This window comes from Paenibacillus paridis, assembly GCF_006345825.1.
Classification (GTDB): Bacteria; Bacillota; Bacilli; order Paenibacillales; family Paenibacillaceae; genus Pristimantibacillus; species Pristimantibacillus paridis.
The window spans coordinates 165,320-182,946 of sequence record NZ_VCIX01000081.1; the positions used below are offsets into that span (position 1 = coordinate 165,320).

General features: G+C 48.7%; 15 protein-coding genes. 14 read left to right on the forward strand and 1 reads right to left on the reverse strand.

Going from position 1 to position 17,627, the window contains the following annotated elements:
- The first annotated feature begins 4 nt into the window (after window positions 1-4).
- The 5 genes from FJQ58_RS10670 (at window position 5) to rnhA (ending at window position 4,280) form a co-directional block, all read left to right on the forward strand.
- Window positions 5-757 (forward strand): methylenetetrahydrofolate reductase, encoded by a 753-nt coding sequence (locus FJQ58_RS10670; RefSeq protein WP_202915246.1) that lies wholly within the window; start codon window positions 5-7, stop codon window positions 755-757.
- A gap of 203 nt (window positions 758-960) precedes the next feature.
- Window positions 961-2,148, forward strand: a complete 1,188-nt coding sequence (locus FJQ58_RS10675; RefSeq protein WP_139993120.1) for a glycosyltransferase family 39 protein — start codon at window positions 961-963, stop codon at window positions 2,146-2,148.
- Entirely contained in the window at window positions 2,145-2,438 is a 294-nt protein-coding gene (locus FJQ58_RS10680; RefSeq protein ID WP_139993122.1) for a hypothetical protein, read from the forward strand. The genes FJQ58_RS10675 and FJQ58_RS10680 overlap by 4 nt, the downstream gene beginning before the upstream one ends.
- Window positions 2,439-2,554: 116 nt before the next feature.
- Window positions 2,555-3,400 (forward strand): GNAT family N-acetyltransferase, encoded by an 846-nt coding sequence (locus FJQ58_RS10685; RefSeq protein WP_139993124.1) that lies wholly within the window; start codon window positions 2,555-2,557, stop codon window positions 3,398-3,400.
- A 208-nt stretch (window positions 3,401-3,608) separates the two neighbouring features.
- Window positions 3,609-4,280: a ribonuclease H gene (gene rnhA / locus FJQ58_RS10690; RefSeq protein ID WP_139993126.1), complete on the forward strand. Its 672-nt coding sequence runs from the start codon at window positions 3,609-3,611 to the stop codon at window positions 4,278-4,280.
- A gap of 33 nt (window positions 4,281-4,313) precedes the next feature.
- Here the strand turns inward: rnhA and FJQ58_RS10695 are convergent, their stop codons facing one another.
- Complete coding sequence (locus FJQ58_RS10695) at window positions 4,314-5,180, reverse strand: AraC family transcriptional regulator (protein WP_139993128.1); 867 nt, start codon at window positions 5,178-5,180, stop codon at window positions 4,314-4,316.
- A 137-nt stretch (window positions 5,181-5,317) separates the two neighbouring features.
- Between FJQ58_RS10695 and FJQ58_RS10700 the strand changes: the two genes are divergently transcribed.
- The 9 genes from FJQ58_RS10700 (at window position 5,318) to FJQ58_RS10740 (ending at window position 17,612) form a co-directional block, all read left to right on the forward strand.
- Window positions 5,318-6,376: a Gfo/Idh/MocA family protein gene (locus FJQ58_RS10700; protein WP_139993130.1), complete on the forward strand. Its 1,059-nt coding sequence runs from the start codon at window positions 5,318-5,320 to the stop codon at window positions 6,374-6,376.
- Complete coding sequence (locus FJQ58_RS10705) at window positions 6,373-7,230, forward strand: sugar phosphate isomerase/epimerase family protein (protein WP_139993132.1); 858 nt, start codon at window positions 6,373-6,375, stop codon at window positions 7,228-7,230. Before FJQ58_RS10700 ends, FJQ58_RS10705 begins: the two co-directional genes overlap by 4 nt.
- Before the next feature lie 19 nt (window positions 7,231-7,249).
- Window positions 7,250-8,140: a sugar phosphate isomerase/epimerase family protein gene (locus FJQ58_RS10710; RefSeq protein ID WP_139993134.1), complete on the forward strand. Its 891-nt coding sequence runs from the start codon at window positions 7,250-7,252 to the stop codon at window positions 8,138-8,140.
- Window positions 8,141-9,605: 1,465 nt separating this feature from the next.
- The gene (locus FJQ58_RS10715) at window positions 9,606-10,934 is read left to right on the forward strand and encodes an extracellular solute-binding protein (RefSeq protein ID WP_238403963.1); all 1,329 of its coding nucleotides are present in this window, start codon (window positions 9,606-9,608) and stop codon (window positions 10,932-10,934) included.
- A gap of 35 nt (window positions 10,935-10,969) precedes the next feature.
- Window positions 10,970-11,860: a carbohydrate ABC transporter permease gene (locus FJQ58_RS10720; RefSeq protein ID WP_139993136.1), complete on the forward strand. Its 891-nt coding sequence runs from the start codon at window positions 10,970-10,972 to the stop codon at window positions 11,858-11,860.
- Between the two features lie 71 nt (window positions 11,861-11,931).
- A complete protein-coding gene (locus FJQ58_RS10725; RefSeq protein WP_202915247.1) occupies window positions 11,932-12,747 on the forward strand; it encodes a carbohydrate ABC transporter permease in 816 nt (271 codons plus the stop codon).
- A gap of 62 nt (window positions 12,748-12,809) precedes the next feature.
- On the forward strand, window positions 12,810-14,591 hold the full coding sequence (locus FJQ58_RS10730; RefSeq protein WP_238403965.1) for a cache domain-containing sensor histidine kinase: 1,782 nt from the start codon (window positions 12,810-12,812) through the stop codon (window positions 14,589-14,591).
- The gene (locus tag FJQ58_RS10735; protein WP_139993142.1) at window positions 14,588-15,763 is read left to right on the forward strand and encodes a response regulator transcription factor; all 1,176 of its coding nucleotides are present in this window, start codon (window positions 14,588-14,590) and stop codon (window positions 15,761-15,763) included. The genes FJQ58_RS10730 and FJQ58_RS10735 overlap by 4 nt, the downstream gene beginning before the upstream one ends.
- Before the next feature lie 37 nt (window positions 15,764-15,800).
- Window positions 15,801-17,612: an S-layer homology domain-containing protein gene (locus tag FJQ58_RS10740; protein ID WP_139993144.1), complete on the forward strand. Its 1,812-nt coding sequence runs from the start codon at window positions 15,801-15,803 to the stop codon at window positions 17,610-17,612.
- Window positions 17,613-17,627: the final 15 nt, after the last annotated feature.

A 17,627-nucleotide genomic window follows, 5' to 3' on the forward strand; every position in this document is an offset into this window, starting at 1 on the left:
GGAATTGAGAATTTCGTTAGAGCTTGTCCCAAGAGATCCTGTTGGATTAAAAGCGGAGCTTGAACTGGTAAGACAACAATTTCCAGCCATTAATACGATTAACATACCAGATTTGACGAGATTTGATCTCAGAAGCTGGGAAGCGACTCGTTTATCCAAAGCTTTTTATAATGATAGCATTCCGCATATTCGCTCCATGGACTTTGATGCTGGCGACCCGTTCTCTTTAATTCATTATTTGAATGAGCATCAGATCTCGGAAATACTTGTAGTTACAGGAGATTCGCCTAAAGAAAGCAGCAAGCCGGTTTATCCGACTACTTGCATCGATCTGATTCACAAGCTGAAGCGGGAGCATTCCCACCTGAAAATTTATGCGGCGCTTGACCCTTACCGGAACAGCGTACGCAAGGAATATGAATATGTGCAGCAAAAGCTAGATGCCGGCGTAGACGGGTTTTTCACTCAGCCTTTTTTTGATTTGCGCTTGATGACGCTTTATTCGGAGATGCTGGAGGGAGCGGATGTGTTTTGGGGCGTGGCACCTGTCGTAACGGAATCCTCCAAGCGATATTGGGAAAGCAGAAACCACGTCGTTTTTCCAAAGGATTTTCAGCCTACGCTGGAGTGGAACATCGAATTCTCAAGGCAGGCTTTGGCGTATACCGAGCAAACGAAGGGCAATATTTATTTTATGCCGATCAAGGTAGACTTGCAGGCTTATTTTAACGGCGTATTCAGTAAGGTATTCGTATAACGGTTTCATCTATGAGACTAGTGCAGCATGGGCAACCTTGATGAGAGGTTGCTTTTTGTGTTGAAAAAACGGCATTGGCTGCATTTTTGGGATAATGTTACAATTGTTAGAGTGCTTATTGCGATTCCGAAGGAATGGCGTGTGCTGGCACAATTATATCGAAAAAGTGAGTGATTCCCGTCATTGCAACACGAACATCCAAAATGATTTTTTGCTTGCTTCTCCTCATGGGCTTGCTCTTGCGCTGTTATTATATCGATTGGAATAAAGAGCTAACCGGCGATGAGGTCGGCTATAACAAAATGGTTTTGCAACTGCTCCACGAAGGCATTTACGGCTATGCGCCGTATGCTTCTTCAGAGCAACCCAACGCGTTCACAACGCCGGGTTATCCCCTTTTTCTAGCAGGCTGTTACCTCGTGTTTGGTTATGCGAATGATCAGCCGCCTATTGTCCAAATTCAAGCGCTGCAGCTGCTCATTCAGCTATTATGCGCTCTACTGATGTACCGCATTAGTAATCGGTTATTTGAGCACAGCGGGATCAGCCTGTTTGTTATGGGATGCTTCCTGCTTCATCCGACCTTTATTCTATCGCCATTGTTTCTCTTAACGGAAACGCTGTACGGCTTCTTTTTCCTGCTATTTGTCTATTTTCTGGTCATAGCCATGCAGAAAGGAAGACTCCGGGAATACTTTTGGATAGGCATCTTATTTGGCGTTTGTATATTGATCCGACCGACGATCGTCCCATTTATCCTCATCCTAATTGCAGGCATCGCCGTTAAGCACAGGAGGGGCGGCATTGTTCAAGTGCTGAGGCCGGTTTGCCTAGTAGTGGCAGGCTTTCTTCTGATGCTGCTGCCGTGGTGGATTCGGAATGTGATGAGTCTTCACAAAATCGTGTGGTTGGCGGAGCAGTCAGGCAATCCGCTGCTTTGGGGCTCCTTCCCTTTTACTCGGCGACCTGCCGTTGATCCAACCGAAGACCCTGCCGAGATGGGCAAAATGGCGTACCAGCGTATCATAAATGGATTCAGAAGCGACTTTTTCACTTATCTGAGCTGGTACACCTGGGGGAAGATGATGTACTTCATCCAGAATATATTTCCTAGGCTAGGTTTTATAACGGAGAACCTCGTCATTCGAATGATCATAAGGACGATACATGTGGCAATGGCTCTCGCCGGTTTTGCCGGGCTGTTGAAGATGCTGGTTCATGAACGGCGTAACGGAAGCTATCTGCTGCTCGCGCTGCTCGCATTTTGCAGCGTAGTGCTCTACCTTCCATTTTCACCTACCCCTCGGTATTTTTATCCGACGCTGCCGCTTTGCTTTTTGGGGATGGGGTATCTGATTTTATGCATTCAAAGAAGGAGACGGAAGTTATGATTTATCGTAAGCATAAAAATGCCATTTGGTCTTTAGTCATTGTAATAGTGGTTATGGGCATTGCTTTCTACCGGTCATCCCACGCATACGAATCAATAACGGTGGCGATTGCCTATTTGATGGAAATTGACTCGGATAACGGAACGATTACGATAGGCGGGATGGGTAACGGGAATCAGAAGCTGAGAGTGAAACCTCAAGATCTAGACCGTATGGAGCTAGGCAAAGATTATTTGTTTGAGTACAAAAATTTTAAGACCAAAGAGCCGCTGATGGTGGGCTTTAAATAGGGTTAGAAATCTAGTTGAGGATAATGAAGTAAGGCTAGTAGGCGTGAGAATAGACTTATGAGCACGAATGGGTATGACGAGCGTAAGGATACAAGGAAAAAGGGGGAGCGTTATTCGTGATTCAAGAGCTTCGAACGGTTGAAAGCTATGAAATAATAGAACCGCTGCTGAAGAAATATGGCAGCACGGTGGTCATTCAAGGGGTTCTAGAAGGTAATAATTTAGGGAGGATATATGTTGATGATCCCTCTGCGCCAACAGGGGCTTTTGTTTGGGCAAAGAATGAGATGTTTTATATAATCGGCGAACCGAATCCTGCGTTTACGGCGCAGTTGGAGTCTATGCTGCTTTCTAGTATTAAGCGGGAGGCTATGGAAATCGGAGAGACACATTTTAACCTGGAAGTGCTATCAAGCGAACATCCCGATGACTTGGTGGGCCGCCTCTTCCACCATCGGTTTCAGGTAGGCGAGCGAGTGCCGTTTAAATTTCAAAATTCGGCATTTCTGCAAAAAGGGCTTACCCCAAAGGTAGCGAGCGGATATGAGCTGGTGAGGATTAATCCGAGCGTGATTGAGCGGGATACCGCTCAGGTGCTGACGAGAGAAATCGGAAATTTTTGGGGAACGCTGGATAAGTTTTTTGCCAAAGGTATCGGTTATGCAATCCTCCAGCAAAATAAAGTAATCGGCAGCTGCATTTCGGTTTTTGTCGGCGGCAGCGATTATGAAATCGGCATTCATACATATGATGACAAGCATCGCGGTCAAGGGCTGGCTACTGCGATGGCTGTCGCGCTTGTCCAGAATTGTGTAGGGCGCGGTGGCGTACCGCATTGGACGACAGAGGGCTTTCGCAAGGATTCCATAGCCATTGCAAGAAAGCTAGGCTTTCAGCAGTTGCCCAGCTACTCTGTGTATTATGCTGCTTTTGAGGATATGGATCGTTATTTGGTTGACTGAATTTAATTGCTAATAGGGGTATCATGGACTTATTAGATGGTTTTGAAATTACAGCTGAACGGAACGACGATATCATTTTATCAAGAGGGATCTACTTAATAGATGCTTTTGTAATTCGCGATTTCCGCTCTTATCGTTTATTCTATTGGTAGTGCAGTTGCAGCGTAAAGCGAGGTTTTGAATTGAATAAAGGTGGTCATGAACAAGGATGGCAAAAGGAAAATATTACGTCGTTTGGGTAGGCAAAAAAACAGGGGTATTCTCCACGTGGGCGGAATGCCAAGCGCAGGTTAGCGGCGTGAAGGATGCAAAGTTTAAATCCTACGAGAGCAAGCCGCTTGCGGATGCTGCTTATAAGGACGGCTGGCAAAAGCATTGGGGGCAGGGCAGCGCCTCGGCCGCAGCTGGAGCAAAGTCGGGTGCAGCAGTGGCTCCGCGCGTCAAGCAGCCGGTTTTATTTGGCGAGGAAGAGTCGATCGATTACGACAGCGTTTCCGTAGACGTCGGCACGAGAGGGAATCCTGGGCCCGTGGAATACAAAGGCGTAGATACGCAGACGGGCGATATTTTGTTTTATGTCGGTCCGATCGCGAACGGGACGAATAACCTGGGCGAATTTATCGCAATCGTCCATGCGCTTCGGTACTTAAAAGAGAAGGGCAGCGAGCAAACGGTTTACACCGATTCCAAAACGGCATTGAGCTGGCTTCGCAATAAGAAAGTTGCATCGACGCTCAAACGGGACGCTTCTACCGCAAAAATATGGGAGCTCACCGATCAGGCAATTAAATGGATTCAGACGAACACCTATACCAATAAAGTGATAAAGTGGAATACCGAAGAGTGGGGCGAGATTAGAGCCGACTTCGGACGCAAATAACGGCAAATCTTAATTAGGCTATAGTCAACAGGATTAGTTTCCCCGGAGCGACGACGGGGAAACTTTTTTGTGTTTTTTGAACGTTCGGCTAAAGTAGTAGATGTCGTTGAAGCCCGTGGCAGCTGCGATCTCGGACACCGTAAGCGGCGTATGGCGCAGCATATAATCGGCTTTGCCGAGGCGGGTCATCGTAATATATTCGGTTACGGTATGGCCGCTGAGCTCCTTGAACAAACGGCTGAAGTGAAAACGGCTTAGATTGGCCATGCCCGCGAGCAGAGCGACCGATAACTCCTCCGGATAACATTTCTCAATATATTGAAAGACGGGCGCGAAGCGCTCGACGTTTTTCATCCGCTCGGCATATTCATCCTGCGTCAGCACCGTAGCGACATGTCCGCGCAGCAGCAGCGTCAGCAGCCGATATAGCTCAGACTTGATAGCGAGCTCATAGCCGAATTCCCGATGCTCCAGTTCATGAATAATGGCAAGCATGCTGGCAGTCACCTTGCTATTGCTGCCGATGTCGTTTTGCAGCAGCAGCCGGTTTTGGGTAATCGGGGTAATAAACTTGGTTTCTGCGGCATCAACCGATTGGCTGTGAAGCAGTGAGATATCTGCGATGAGCGCATAGTAGCACAAATCTGAAGACAGACTGACCCCGTAATGCAGCTCGTTGCTGTTCACCACGATAAAATCGCCCGCAGAGGCTCTAATGATTGTTGAACCACATTCAATAATGGCAGATCCCGAAACGAAATATAGAAATTCGAGATGCTCATGAAAGTGGTGAGGAAAAACGACGATGCCCTGCTGATCAAAGGCGTTGCGGTGCACTTTGATCGGAAAATGGGGATCGGGCATATCCATAGGCTCGCGAAGCGCCTCGAATTTTTCCATATGGAGAAACCTCCTAATCGGGGTAGCACAATCGTACAAACAAACCGCACAGCTTTGCATGGAGTTGCGCCTTAAAACCATTATAATACGAAAGTGTAGACGTGCAAAACCTAACTATACTTAAGGAGAGATTGACAATGAAACCGGTACAAATCGCGGTTATTGGAACGGGCTCTATCTCATCACTTCATTTGGAATCTTATAAGAACAACAAAAATGTAAATTTATACGCGGTTTGCGATTTAAACGAGGAACGGGCGAAGGCGGCTGCCGAAAAATACGGCGCGGAGAAAGTCTATACGGATTACCGCGAGCTGCTCGCCAATCCGGAAATTGATGCAGTCAGCATCTGTACATGGAACAATACGCATGCGGAAATCAGCATTGCAGCACTAGAAGCCGGCAAGCATGTGCTGGTGGAGAAACCGCTATGCCGTACGGTAGAGGAAGCGCTTCTCGTACAGGAGGCGGTTCAAAAATCGGGCAAGCTGCTGCAGGTTGGCTTCGTTCGCCGTTACGATACGAATGCGCAATTGCTGCGCGCGATGGCTGACCGCGGCGAGTTCGGCGAGATTTATTTTGCCAAAGCTTCAACGATTAGACGTCTAGGCAATCCAGGCGGTTGGTTCTCGGATATTGAACGCTCCGGCGGCGGGCCGCTGATTGACATCGGTGTTCATGTCATCGATCTTTGTTGGTATATGATGGGACGGCCAAAGCCGGTTTCAGTTAGCGCAAATACTTACCACAAGCTGGGCAATCGGTCGAACGTGGAGCATTTGAGCTTTTATAAGGCGGCAGACTATGATGCAGAAAAAAATACGGTCGAGGATATGGCAAATGCCTTGATCCGCTTCGAGAACGGCGCTTCGCTGCTCGTTGATGTCAGCTTTACGCTGCATGCGAAGTCGAATGAAGGCACGGTGAAGCTCTACGGCGAGAAAGGCGGCTTCGAGATCGATCCGGAAACTGTTATTGTAACAGAGCAAAACAATACGATTTTGAATGTGTATCCGCAAACGGATAACAAAGGCTTCGAGTTCAATGGCGCATTCCAAAATGAAATCAACCATTTCATTGATTGCGTGACAAGCGGTGAGCAGCCGATCAGCCCCGTAGAGGATGGCGTTGAGATTATGAAGATATTGATCGGAATCTATGAATCGGCAGCGAAGGGAGCGGAAGTTCGACTATGAAGCTAGGCATTAGCACGTATAGCTTATATCAGGCGCTTAATTCCGGCGAATTGACGATTCTGGAAGTCATTGAGTATATCGCTTCTCTTGGTGCGGAGCATGCGGAGATCGTACCGCTTGGCTTTAACCTGACTGAAAATCCAGAGCTAATTGAAGCTATTAAGAAGCAAGCGCGCGAGAGCGGCATCGAGCTGTCCAACTATGCGGTCGGAGCCAATTTCTCCGGCTTGAATGAAGAACAGTTCGAGAAGGAGCTTGAGCGATTGAAGAAGGAAGTGGACATTGCGGCAGCGCTTGGCGTGAAAAAAATGCGCCATGACGTGGCTTCGTCCGCGGACCTATCGATTTCCCACTTTTTGCAGGAGCTTCCGAAGCTTGCGAAGGCATGCCAAGTTATTGCCGATTATGCGGCTCCGCTTGGCATTACGACCAGTGTAGAAAACCACGGGTATTATATTCAGCATAGCGACCGGGTTCAGGCGCTTGTGGAGGTCGTGGACCGCCCGAATTTTAAAACGACGCTCGACGTCGGTAATTTCCTATGCGCGGATGAGAACCCGCAGGCGGCGGTAGGCAATAATATTAAATTTGCCTCGATGGTGCATATTAAGGATTTTTATTACCGTTCCTCCACGGACCAGCCTGGCGAGGGGTGGTTTAAATCGGCGGCAGGCAACTGGCTGCGCGGCTCTATCGTCGGACATGGGGATATCGCAATACCGCAGGTGCTTCGTATCGTCAAAGAAAGCGGCTACGACGATTATATTTCAATTGAGTTTGAAGGCTTGGAGCATTGCAAGCTTGGAACGAGGCTTGGCTTTGAATTTGTGAAGCGGGTATGGAACGAACTATAGCTGAAGGAGCGTGGCGAAAATGGCATTGCCGATCATAACGAATAAAATTGGCGTAATCGTGGACAGCTTTCAGGTTGGGGTAAAAGAGGGCTTGCTCAAAGCGAAGCAAGTTGGCGCGGACGGCGTGCAAATGTACGCCGTGCATGGCGAGCTGGATCCGGCTAATCTCTCAGCAGCGGCAAGAAAAGAGTGGAAGGCCTACATCGCGTCATTGGGCCTTGAGATATCGGCATTGGTAGGCGATTTAGGCGGCCATGGCTTCCAAGATCCAGCGGAGAACCGCCAGAAGATCGATAAGTCGAAGCGCATTATGGAGCTCGGTATGGAGCTTGGCACGAACATTATTACAACGCATATCGGCATTGTGCCAAGCGATAAGAACAGCCAAGTCTATGAGACGATGCATTCGGCCTGCGAAGAGCTTGCCCGTTTTGCCAATGACATGAATGCGTATTTCGCAATTGAGACTGGCCCGGAAACTTCCGCACAGCTGAAGTCGTTTCTCGACGGCCTTGGCACCAAAGGGGTAGCGGTCAACTTTGACCCTGCCAATATGGTCATGGTAACGGGTGATGATCCGGTCCAAGGGGTACACCTGCTTAAGGACTATATCGTGCATACCCATGCGAAGGATGGCTTGAAGCTGGGTGATATCGATCCGCGCGACGTCTACGGTTATTATGGCTACGAAAAAACGCTTGATCACGAGCAGATCGCAGCGATGGCTGAATCCGGCGCATCCTTCCGCGAGGTTCCGCTTGGAGAGGGCAGCGTGGACTGGCCGGCATACCTGCGTGCGCTGCAAGAAATCGGCTACGACGGTTACCTGACCATTGAACGCGAGGTTGGCACGAGCCCGGAGACGGATATTGGAAAAGCGGTTCAATTCCTAAAAGCTTACAAAGCTTAGCGTTATGGAGCTGTTTTTAGTAGGGGATTAGTAACTTATGGATTCTGATACTTTCTATTAGTAGCTGATGTTCTATATTAGTGAGTTAAGAAGGTAGGTATCTGATACTTTCTATTAGTGATTGGAGAAAGACAGCAATTGAAGAGATTGTCTCACCGTGGTATGCTCTCGCCACAGTAGCAAGGTTGTACTTGAAAACCTGCTGCTGCGGGCGGATCATATCGTTTGCAGTTTGTTTACTGCGAGAGATAGTTTCTTCTTTTGTTGTTTAGCCGGGTTCTGGTGAAGATCCATTCATTCGCTGCTAAATAAGTGGAGAGGGGACGACCAATTTCTACCAAACGGGTCTAAAAAGTAGATCTAAATCCCGCCAACCCAGCACAAACGTGCCCGACTAGCTCCCATCCGCCCCATAGATCTATTTTTTAGATCTAAATCCTCAAAACTAACCAATTCCCACAAAATAGGTCTAAAAAGTAGATCTAAATCCCGCGAACTCAGCAAAAACTTGCCCAATTGGCTCCTATCCGCCTCGATAGATCTACTTTTTAGATCTAAATCCCCACAACTAACCAATTTCCACCAAATAGGTCTACTTTTTAGATCTAAATCCCACAAACCCAGCAAATACGTGCCCAATTGGCTCCCATCCGCCCCGATAGATCTACTTTTTAGATCTAAATCCTCCAACCTAACCAATTTCCACTAAATAGATCTAAAAAGTAGATCTAAATCCCACAAACCCAGCAAATACGTGCCCAACTGGCTCTCATCCGCCCCGATAGATCTACTTTTTAGATCTAAATCCTCCAAACTAACCAATTTTCACTAAATAGGTCTAAAAAGTAGATCTAAATCCCGCGAACCCAGCAAATACGTGCCTAACTGGCTCCCATGCGCCCCGATAGATCTACTTTTTAGATCTAAATCCTCCAAACTAACCAATTTTCACTAAATAGATCTAAAAAGTAGATCTAAATCCCACCAATCCAGCAAATACTTGCCTAACTGGCTCCCATCCGCCTCGATAGATCTACTTTTTAGATCTAAATCCTCCAAACTAACCAAATAGAGCTACTTTTTAGATCTAAACCCTCCCAACTAACCAAATCCCACCAAATAGATCTAAAAAGTAGATCTAAATCCCACCAACTCAACACATACGTGTCCAACAGGCTCTCATCCGCCTACCGTAGCAAAACCCGCCGCTATTGGAAGTGTTAAAAGGTGGAAAGGGTTTGAGTGTAGGTGAAGCTAGAATGCGGTTAGATCGTCGGCGGATTTGGGACGGATTAGTCGTACAACGCGGTCACATCTCATAGTCCATTTCGCCCGAAGGGGGTGTTTTCTTTACATTTCTATAATAATTGAACATTCTCCCTATAGTTTACGCATAGTCAGTGGCGGCGGGGCGGCCCATAATTATAGATAGGAATGACAACATTCGACAAGGGGGACGAAAGGTTTGAAACATGCAAAACGAAAGTCTGCTTTACTGCTGATGTGCAGCCTGCTATTCGTGTTGACCGCATGCAGCGGAAACAATGGTAATGCAGAGCAGCCGACTACGGCCGTTAAGGAAGGTGGGGACTCAAAAAAACAGATTACCTTGACCTTCCAAAATCATTATCCCGATGCGACCGATGTGCAGCATAAGGTGATGAGGCAAATTACGGATGATTACATGGCAGCTAACCCGAACATCAAGATCGAAGTCGATTCCCTGAATATCGACCAGCAAAAAATTAAACTAAAAACGCAAGCGGCATCCAACGATATGCCGGATATTACGGTTGTAAATGCGGCAGCGCAGATGGCGCCATTCGTCGAAGGCGGCAAGCTAGCGCCTCTCAACGACATTTTGGACCGCGACGGTCTTGGCGCAAGCTTCCATAGCGGCATTTTAGATTACTATACGTTCGACGATAAAGTGTATGCGCTGCCAGATGGCAATAACATTGCCGTCATTTACTACAACAAAGAGTTGTTTGAGCAGGCAGGCGTAGCGATTCCAACGACCTTTGACGATTTGATCAAGGCCGCAGAGACATTCAATGGCAAACAAATCATCCCGATGGTGGTCGGCGAGAAGGAAACCTGGACCGGCTCCTATTTCTTCATGAATATTCTCCTTCGTCTGGCAGGCCCGGGCTACCTGAGCGATGTTCAAGCAAAAACGAAGGATTTCATGGACCCTGCGTTTGTTCAATCCGTGGTGAAGTTCCGTGAGTTTATTGAAGCTAAGGGCTTCCAGGAAGGGGCAACATCCTACGACTACGATTCGGCGGAGAGCCTATTTACTTCCGGCAAAGCGGCGATGTATTTCATGGGCACTTGGGCGACTGGGGCCATGGATGACGCGGAAATTAAAGGCAAGGTCGGCGTATTCCCTTTCCCTACGGTAGACGGTAAAGGCGATCTAGATGAGTATATGCTAGGGCCAGGCACGGGCTTCGCCTTGTCGGCGAACAGCGAGCATCTGGAGGAAGCGAAGGATTTCCTTCATTATTTTATGACGAATTATCCGAAGGTATCGTTTGAATTCAAAAACGCAGTTGGCGTGGCGCAAGTCGTGCAGGGAGATTTTGCACAGGCCGGGTATTCGCAGCTGGCGATTGACGTACTCGATATTTTCAAGAAGGTAAAAGGCGGAGATATTGCTTTCGATAATACGATGGACCCAAGTACGACACAGACGCATCTTAACAGCATTCAAAATCTGTTCGTATCCTCCATTCCACCGGAAGATACCGCTCGAGAGCATCAAAATGCATTTGCCGCCAACAACCAGTAAACAAAATCAGCTAAAGCAAGGGAGAGGATAATTCGATGCACGCCGCCAAAATTTCAAAACTAACCCTTTCGGTTTTCGTTCTCCCTTGTCTGATTTTATATGTAGTGCTCGTATTCGTCCCGATTTCCGTCGCCGCCTATTATTCCCTGTTCCAGTGGAACGGCATCGGAGAGAAGCTGTTTGTCGGCCTGTCCAACTATTCAACAATGCTGGCTCACGATCCTGTCTTTTGGCCATCGGTATGGAGAACGATCATGTTTGCCTTCTTCTCCATGGCTGAGATTCCTATCGCTTTGCTCATTGCCGTGCTTCTGACCCGTTATGTGCGCAAGCCGAATTTCCTCGTTTCGAGTTACTTTCTGCCGGTCATTCTTTCGGTGGTCGTAATCGGGCAGCTTTGGAAATCGATCTACAATCCGGCTTCGCTTGGCGGACTGCTGAACAATGCCCTCGATTTTGTAGGCTTGGAATCATGGACGAGAACGTGGCTTGCTGATCCCGAGGTATCGATTTTTGCTTTGTTCTTCGTATCGCTCTGGCAGTATCTGGGCTACCATATTCTGATTCAGTTTACTGGTATACAGAATATTTCGCAGGAGGTATACGAAGCAGCTAAAATCGACGGCGCCGACGGTTGGAAAGCTGACCGTTACATCACGTTCCCGCTCGTCGTTCCTGTCTTCAAAATCTCAATGGTTCTAGCCGTAATCGGCTCCCTGAAGGTATTCGACATGGTGATGGTGATGACTGCAGGCGGTCCGGCACATGCGACCGAGGTCATCTCGACCCACATGTACAATAAGACATTTGCGGCGCTGGAGTACGGGTACGGGAGTGCGATCTCCATCTTCCTAGTTATCGAATGTTTGCTGGCAACGGTGCTGCTCAATAAATTGTTCAAAAGCTCCGAGGATAGCATGCAGTAGCTGCACATGCAGATGAACATGGACACGTACACGAAGCAAGGGAAGGAATAACAGGCAATGAGGTGGACCGAATGAGAAAAATCGCGGTATGGATATTGTTTTCAGTTCTATTTGTATCACAGGTGTATCCGTTAGTATGGCTGCTGCTTTATTCATTCAAGACGAATAAGGAGATTATGTCGGGGCAATTCCTGTCGCTTCCAGCAACATTGCAATGGGACAATTACTCCTCGGCCTATACCGCGGGACATTATTTGCAATATTTAACGAACAGCTTGATCGTGGTGAGCATTACGCTGCTGTTCACTCTGGTGTTAAGCGCGATGGTGTCGTATGCCATTACCCGGTTCAATTGGAAGTGGGGCAAGGCAGTGATGCTGCTATTCCTGATCGGCATCATGATTCCGATTCAATCGACGCTGCTGCCGCTGGTGGTCATTTTCAAAAATATCGGCATTCTGAATACGCATCTCTCGCTTATTCTGCCGTACATCGCCTTTGCGATTCCCATCGCGGTGTTTATACTATCCGGCTTTTTCCGGACGGTGCCCCGTGAAATCGAGGAGTCCGCGAGCATGGATGGGGCATCGGTTTACCGCATTTTCTTTAACATTATGCTGCCGATTATTGCACCGCCGCTCATGACCGTGACGATTCTGACGTTTATTGACGTATGGAACGAGTATATTCTAGCATCGACTTTCATTTCTAAAATAAGCTTAAAAACGCTGCCTTTCGGAATTTATAGTTTCTTCAGCCAGTATTCAACGAATCATGGAGCCATTGGAGCCTATTTAATCATGGGTGCTATTCCAGTTATAACCATTTATTTCATGCTATCTGAAAAAATAACGAAAGGAATGGTTGCAGGAGCGATAAAAGGCTGAAATATCGTGTTATAATTCGGACATTATTCATTATATTGCGACGAAAAAGGTGTTCAATAATGATGACAATGTTCAAATTTCGTTCATTCGGCACACGTTTATTTCTTTTATTCTCTGTATGTTCGTTCTGCCTGCTTATCGTTTTCTCGTTGTCGTATTCGAAGCGCTCTACTGAGCAAATCAACAGCATGCTGGGTGATGCGGCATACAAAAACGTGTCCCAAGCACGCGAGCATGTCGAGCTGCTCTTGAAGGGCTATGACAGCTTAAGCCGATCAATCGTTACGAACACGGATATACAGCGCCTGCTTGGCAAGAAAGAGCCCAACTCAGCAGTTAGGGCAATCAACGAGCGGACCATTACGAACGCGCTGGGATCGATCTATTATTCTTGGGACGATGTTCTGGGCATCCACCTGTTTAATCTGGACAATGGCCTGTACAGCTATGGAAGCAGCACGCAAGTGATCGACCCGGAATTCGCCAGCCGGGCGTGGTATGAGCAGATTAAGCAATCGGCAGGAGAAACCGTATGGATCGGCATGAGGCAGCATTCGGTTATCGATCAGAACGAGAAGGGACCCGTATTCATCTTTGGAAGAAAGCTGACGGACTTGCACAAATCCCATTCGATTGGCATGGTGTTGATCGAGATTAAGCCGAACGCACTGCAGACGATTCTGAGCAATATGAATGTCACAGACCATACGATCTCGTTTCTTGCGGAGTCGGATAAGGTCATTGCCCATCTGGATGTATCTTTGCTTCAGTCGAAACCAAGCTTCATGCTGCCCATGATCGAGAATGCTACGTCCAGCCGTTTTGTTGCGGGTGATGAGCAGATTGTCGTATCCAAGCTGAATACGAACAACTGGTATGCGGTAAGCGTAACGCCGATATCCGACTTGACGGTTGAAATCAATACGATCCAGCGGTTATTAACCGGTCTGACGATCGGCTTGCTTGTGGTATCTCTCGTATTCGCCTTGCTGGTCTCGGTTACGTTTACGGCGCCGCTCAAGCAATTAATGCGGCATATGAGACTGGTTGGCCAAGGAAGGTTCGAGGAGGCCCCGGTTTTAAAATCGTTCAAGGAAACGGAGCTACTGACCGAGGGCTTCAACCAGATGGTACGGCGCATCAACGAGCTGATTGAACGGAACAATCAGGTGTCTGAGAGCGAGAAAATCGCACAATTGAATGCGCTTCAATCCCAAGTGAACCCACATTTTCTCTACAATACGCTCGATATGGTGTATTGGATGCTCGACGAGAAGGAGAATGAGTATTTAGGCAATGTCGTGTTAGCGTTATCGAGCATTTTTCGCTACAGCAGTGATTGGTCGAATGGCTCCTCAGCCACGCTTGGGGAAGAAATGGAGCAGATCAGGCGTTACGCGCTCATTACGCAGGCTCGTTTCGGAGATAAGCTGAAATTCGAATTCGAAGGGGAAGAGTACGGTCTCGATCTAACCCTGCCGAAAATGACGCTTCAGCCGATCGTTGAGAACGCCGTCATACATGGCATTGGCCACGCGGGAAGCGGAGGAGTTGTCCGCATTGCGGTCGCCCGCATGGACCAGAATCTCGTCATCACCATCGAGGACAACGGGATCGGCATTGCTCCGGAGAAGGTCGCCATCATGAACGAGATGTTTGAAAATTCAGTACCTTTAAGCGGGCGATCCGGCGTAGGGCTTGCAAATGTTCATCGCAGGCTTGCCTATCGCTTCGGGACCGCTTACGGGCTTACGGTTCGATCTGCTGTTGGCCAAGGCTCGCAAGTGATTATTACCTTGCCATTTCAAGGGATTCGGCGTGCAGACAGGGAGGCGGCGTTATGAGGATTCTGATTGTGGATGACGAACCGACGATACGCAATGGAGTGAAGCGGACGATTGAGGCTGCCTTTCCGTCTGCCAGTGTGCAAACGGCCGATTCCGGGGAAGCTGCGCTGCCTTACTTGCCGGAAGTTGACATCGTATTTCTCGATGTGATGATGCCGGGAATGGGAGGACTTGAGCTGCTGCGGATTGGGAAAAAAGACTACGAGAACATTCGATGGATCGTCATTTCCGCGTATTCGGATTTTTCCTTCGCCCAACAGGCGCTTCGCTACGGAGCAAAAGATTACTTGCTGAAGCCAGTAGGCAAGCAAAAGGTCATTGAATTGCTGCTGGAGGCGGATGAGGCGATACGGGCCGAGCGCTCACTCAAAGTGGAGCTTGAGCAGCTCGACCGTCATATCCACTATATTCGGGAAGCCGTGTTCCAGCGCTGGGCTTCGGGGCTTGATACCGGGCACTACGATATGACTCCGATTGCACGGGAATACGCAGGCAGCAGGCTGATTATGGTCAGCCTGCTGCCTGAGGAGGATACCCGCAGAAGGCATCTGCTTGCAGAAGAAGCGCTGACGGCATGGATGGGAAGCAGCGGAAAAGGGTTTTGCGTCAGCTTCGGCCAGCGCTCGCTGCTTGGCGTGTTTCTCGCTTCCGCGTCGTTCCGGGACGAGAAGTGGGTAGCCAAGCTGCAAGCGGAGCTGAGCCAGGCATTAAACGGAGCGTTCCGGCTGCAGGTTTCACCGCAGGTGGCCGCTTTTGGCGACATCCCTAAGCAGGTCACGCTCATGCAAGCACAAGCAGAAGAAACGGTAGAAAAGCTGAGCCTGCCTGAAGCGAACAACAATGTGATCGTTCAGACCGCGCTGAAGTATATTCAGGACAATTACCAAAATAACTTGACGCTCGAGAAGGTCGCGGCCGCCGTATATTTGAATCCCGTGTATTTCAGCCATTTGTTTAAGCAAAGCAATGGGATGGGCTACAAGGAGTATGTCATTCAGCTTCGGATTGAGCAGGCTAAGGAGCTGCTTAAGCATTCGACCTGCAAAATAACGGATATCGCGGAGCAGGTCGGCTACCAGGATATGCGGCATTTTACGCAGGTATTTCGGAAAGCGGTGTCCATGACCCCTAGTGAATATAGGCTTCAAGAGAGCAAAACAGGCTTTTGATCAATAGGATTTTAATAGAAAACAGGAGGGATCGTAGATGTTGAGAAAAATCGGCAAACCGGCACTTGTGCTCACAACAGCTTGTACGTTATTGTTCTCCGCCGCAGCATTCGCCGCAACAGACGGCAGCTCTAAGCATTGGGCATCGGACACGCTTCAGGAATGGGTTTCGGAAGGGCTACTAAAAGGGGATGCCGCGGGTAATTTGAATGAAAACCAATCGATAACGAGAGCCGAATTCGTGGCTTTGGTCAATCGTGTATTCAATTACAGCGACACCTCCTCGCAAGTATTTGCGGATGTCGCCGCAACGAAGTGGTATGCGGACGAGTTTTCCAAAGCGTTTGCCGCCGGCATTGTGCAGGGTGATGCTTCGGGCCTAATGAAGCCAAATGCAAGCATTACGCGGGCAGAGGTCGCGGTCGTGCTGGCGAATGCGTTCAAGCTGACTGCGCAAAACGCGAATACCTATAGCAGCTTCAGCGACGGACAAGCGGTTGCGGCATGGGCGCAGGATGCGGTTAGCGCTTTGCTTGAGAAGCAGTACGTACAGGGAAGAACGGGCAATCAATTTGCGCCATCAGCGAAAATTACGAGGGCGGAAGCCGTAGTCATGATTGATAACGTGATGGGGTATCTGATTCATGCAGCTGGCACCTATAACCGCGATGCAAGCGGAAATGCGGTATTGAATGCAGGAGACATTTCGCTCAATCAATCGAAGGTCGCCGGGAATCTATATCTGACTTCGGGAATCGGGGAAGGCGATGCGACTTTGAAGGGCGTCGCAATTAAAGGCAACCTCTACGTGGAAGGCGGCGGCGTCAACAGCGTCACGCTTGATGGCACGACCGTCGGAGGACAATTGGTCATCAACCGCAAGAAGGCCCCGGTTAGAGTCGTCATCAGCGGGGAAAGCTCCTTGTCTGACCTTGTCTTCCAGCGCTCTGGCAAGCTGGTAATCGAATCGCCCAATACGGTTGGTACAGTGACGGTGGCTCCTTCTGATCCCACGGCAGTTATCAGCATTACAGGGAAAATCAAGCGGCTCATTATTGAAAGCGGAGCAAGGGTAGATCTGAGCAACGCCGAAATTGAGGTGCTGGAAATCAAAGGAACTGGCGCAGGTGCGACCGTAACGGTAGACGCATCCTCGCAAATCGGCAAAGCATTACTGAGCGGCGCCTCCTCCATAAAAGGAACAGGCAAGGTGAACGAAGCCGAGATTCAAGCAAGCGGCGTTACGATTGAACAAAGCGTTAGCAAGGTTACCGTAAAGGATGGCTTAACGGCGATCGTGAATGGCAAAGAAGTGAAGGGAACAGCCAGCAATACTGGCGGCAACTCGGGCACGACGCCAACACCTGGAGTTACGCCAACGCCAACTCCGACAGCGACACCAGTTCCAACGGCAACAACGGAGCCAACACCAACAACGGAGCCGACGGCGACTCCAGTTCCAACGCCAACACCGGATCCCGTAGGTACCGTGAAATATTTTAGTTTTACTGATCAGAAAGTGCCTGTGAAGCTTAGAAACTATCATCTCGTGCTGATCGGCGAAAAAACGCTTGATTACACGATGACCCTGCAGCCATCGATTTTCCCAGTCAGCGATGACCATATCGTCGCTTCTGTTTTGGACACGGATGGTAAGGTATGGGTAGCTTCGGCTAACGAGCTGACTAGATTCAACATCTATGAGCAGGATGCAGGCAAAGTCGAGGTTTTCCGTCAGGATGAGCATTTCAAGGGCGAGATTCAAGCGCTGCTTGTGGAAGGCGATGTCATTTGGGTGCTAACGAATGATTCCGTTTCTCAAATCAAATATAAATCGTCCATAAAATAACGAGGAGGGCTCACG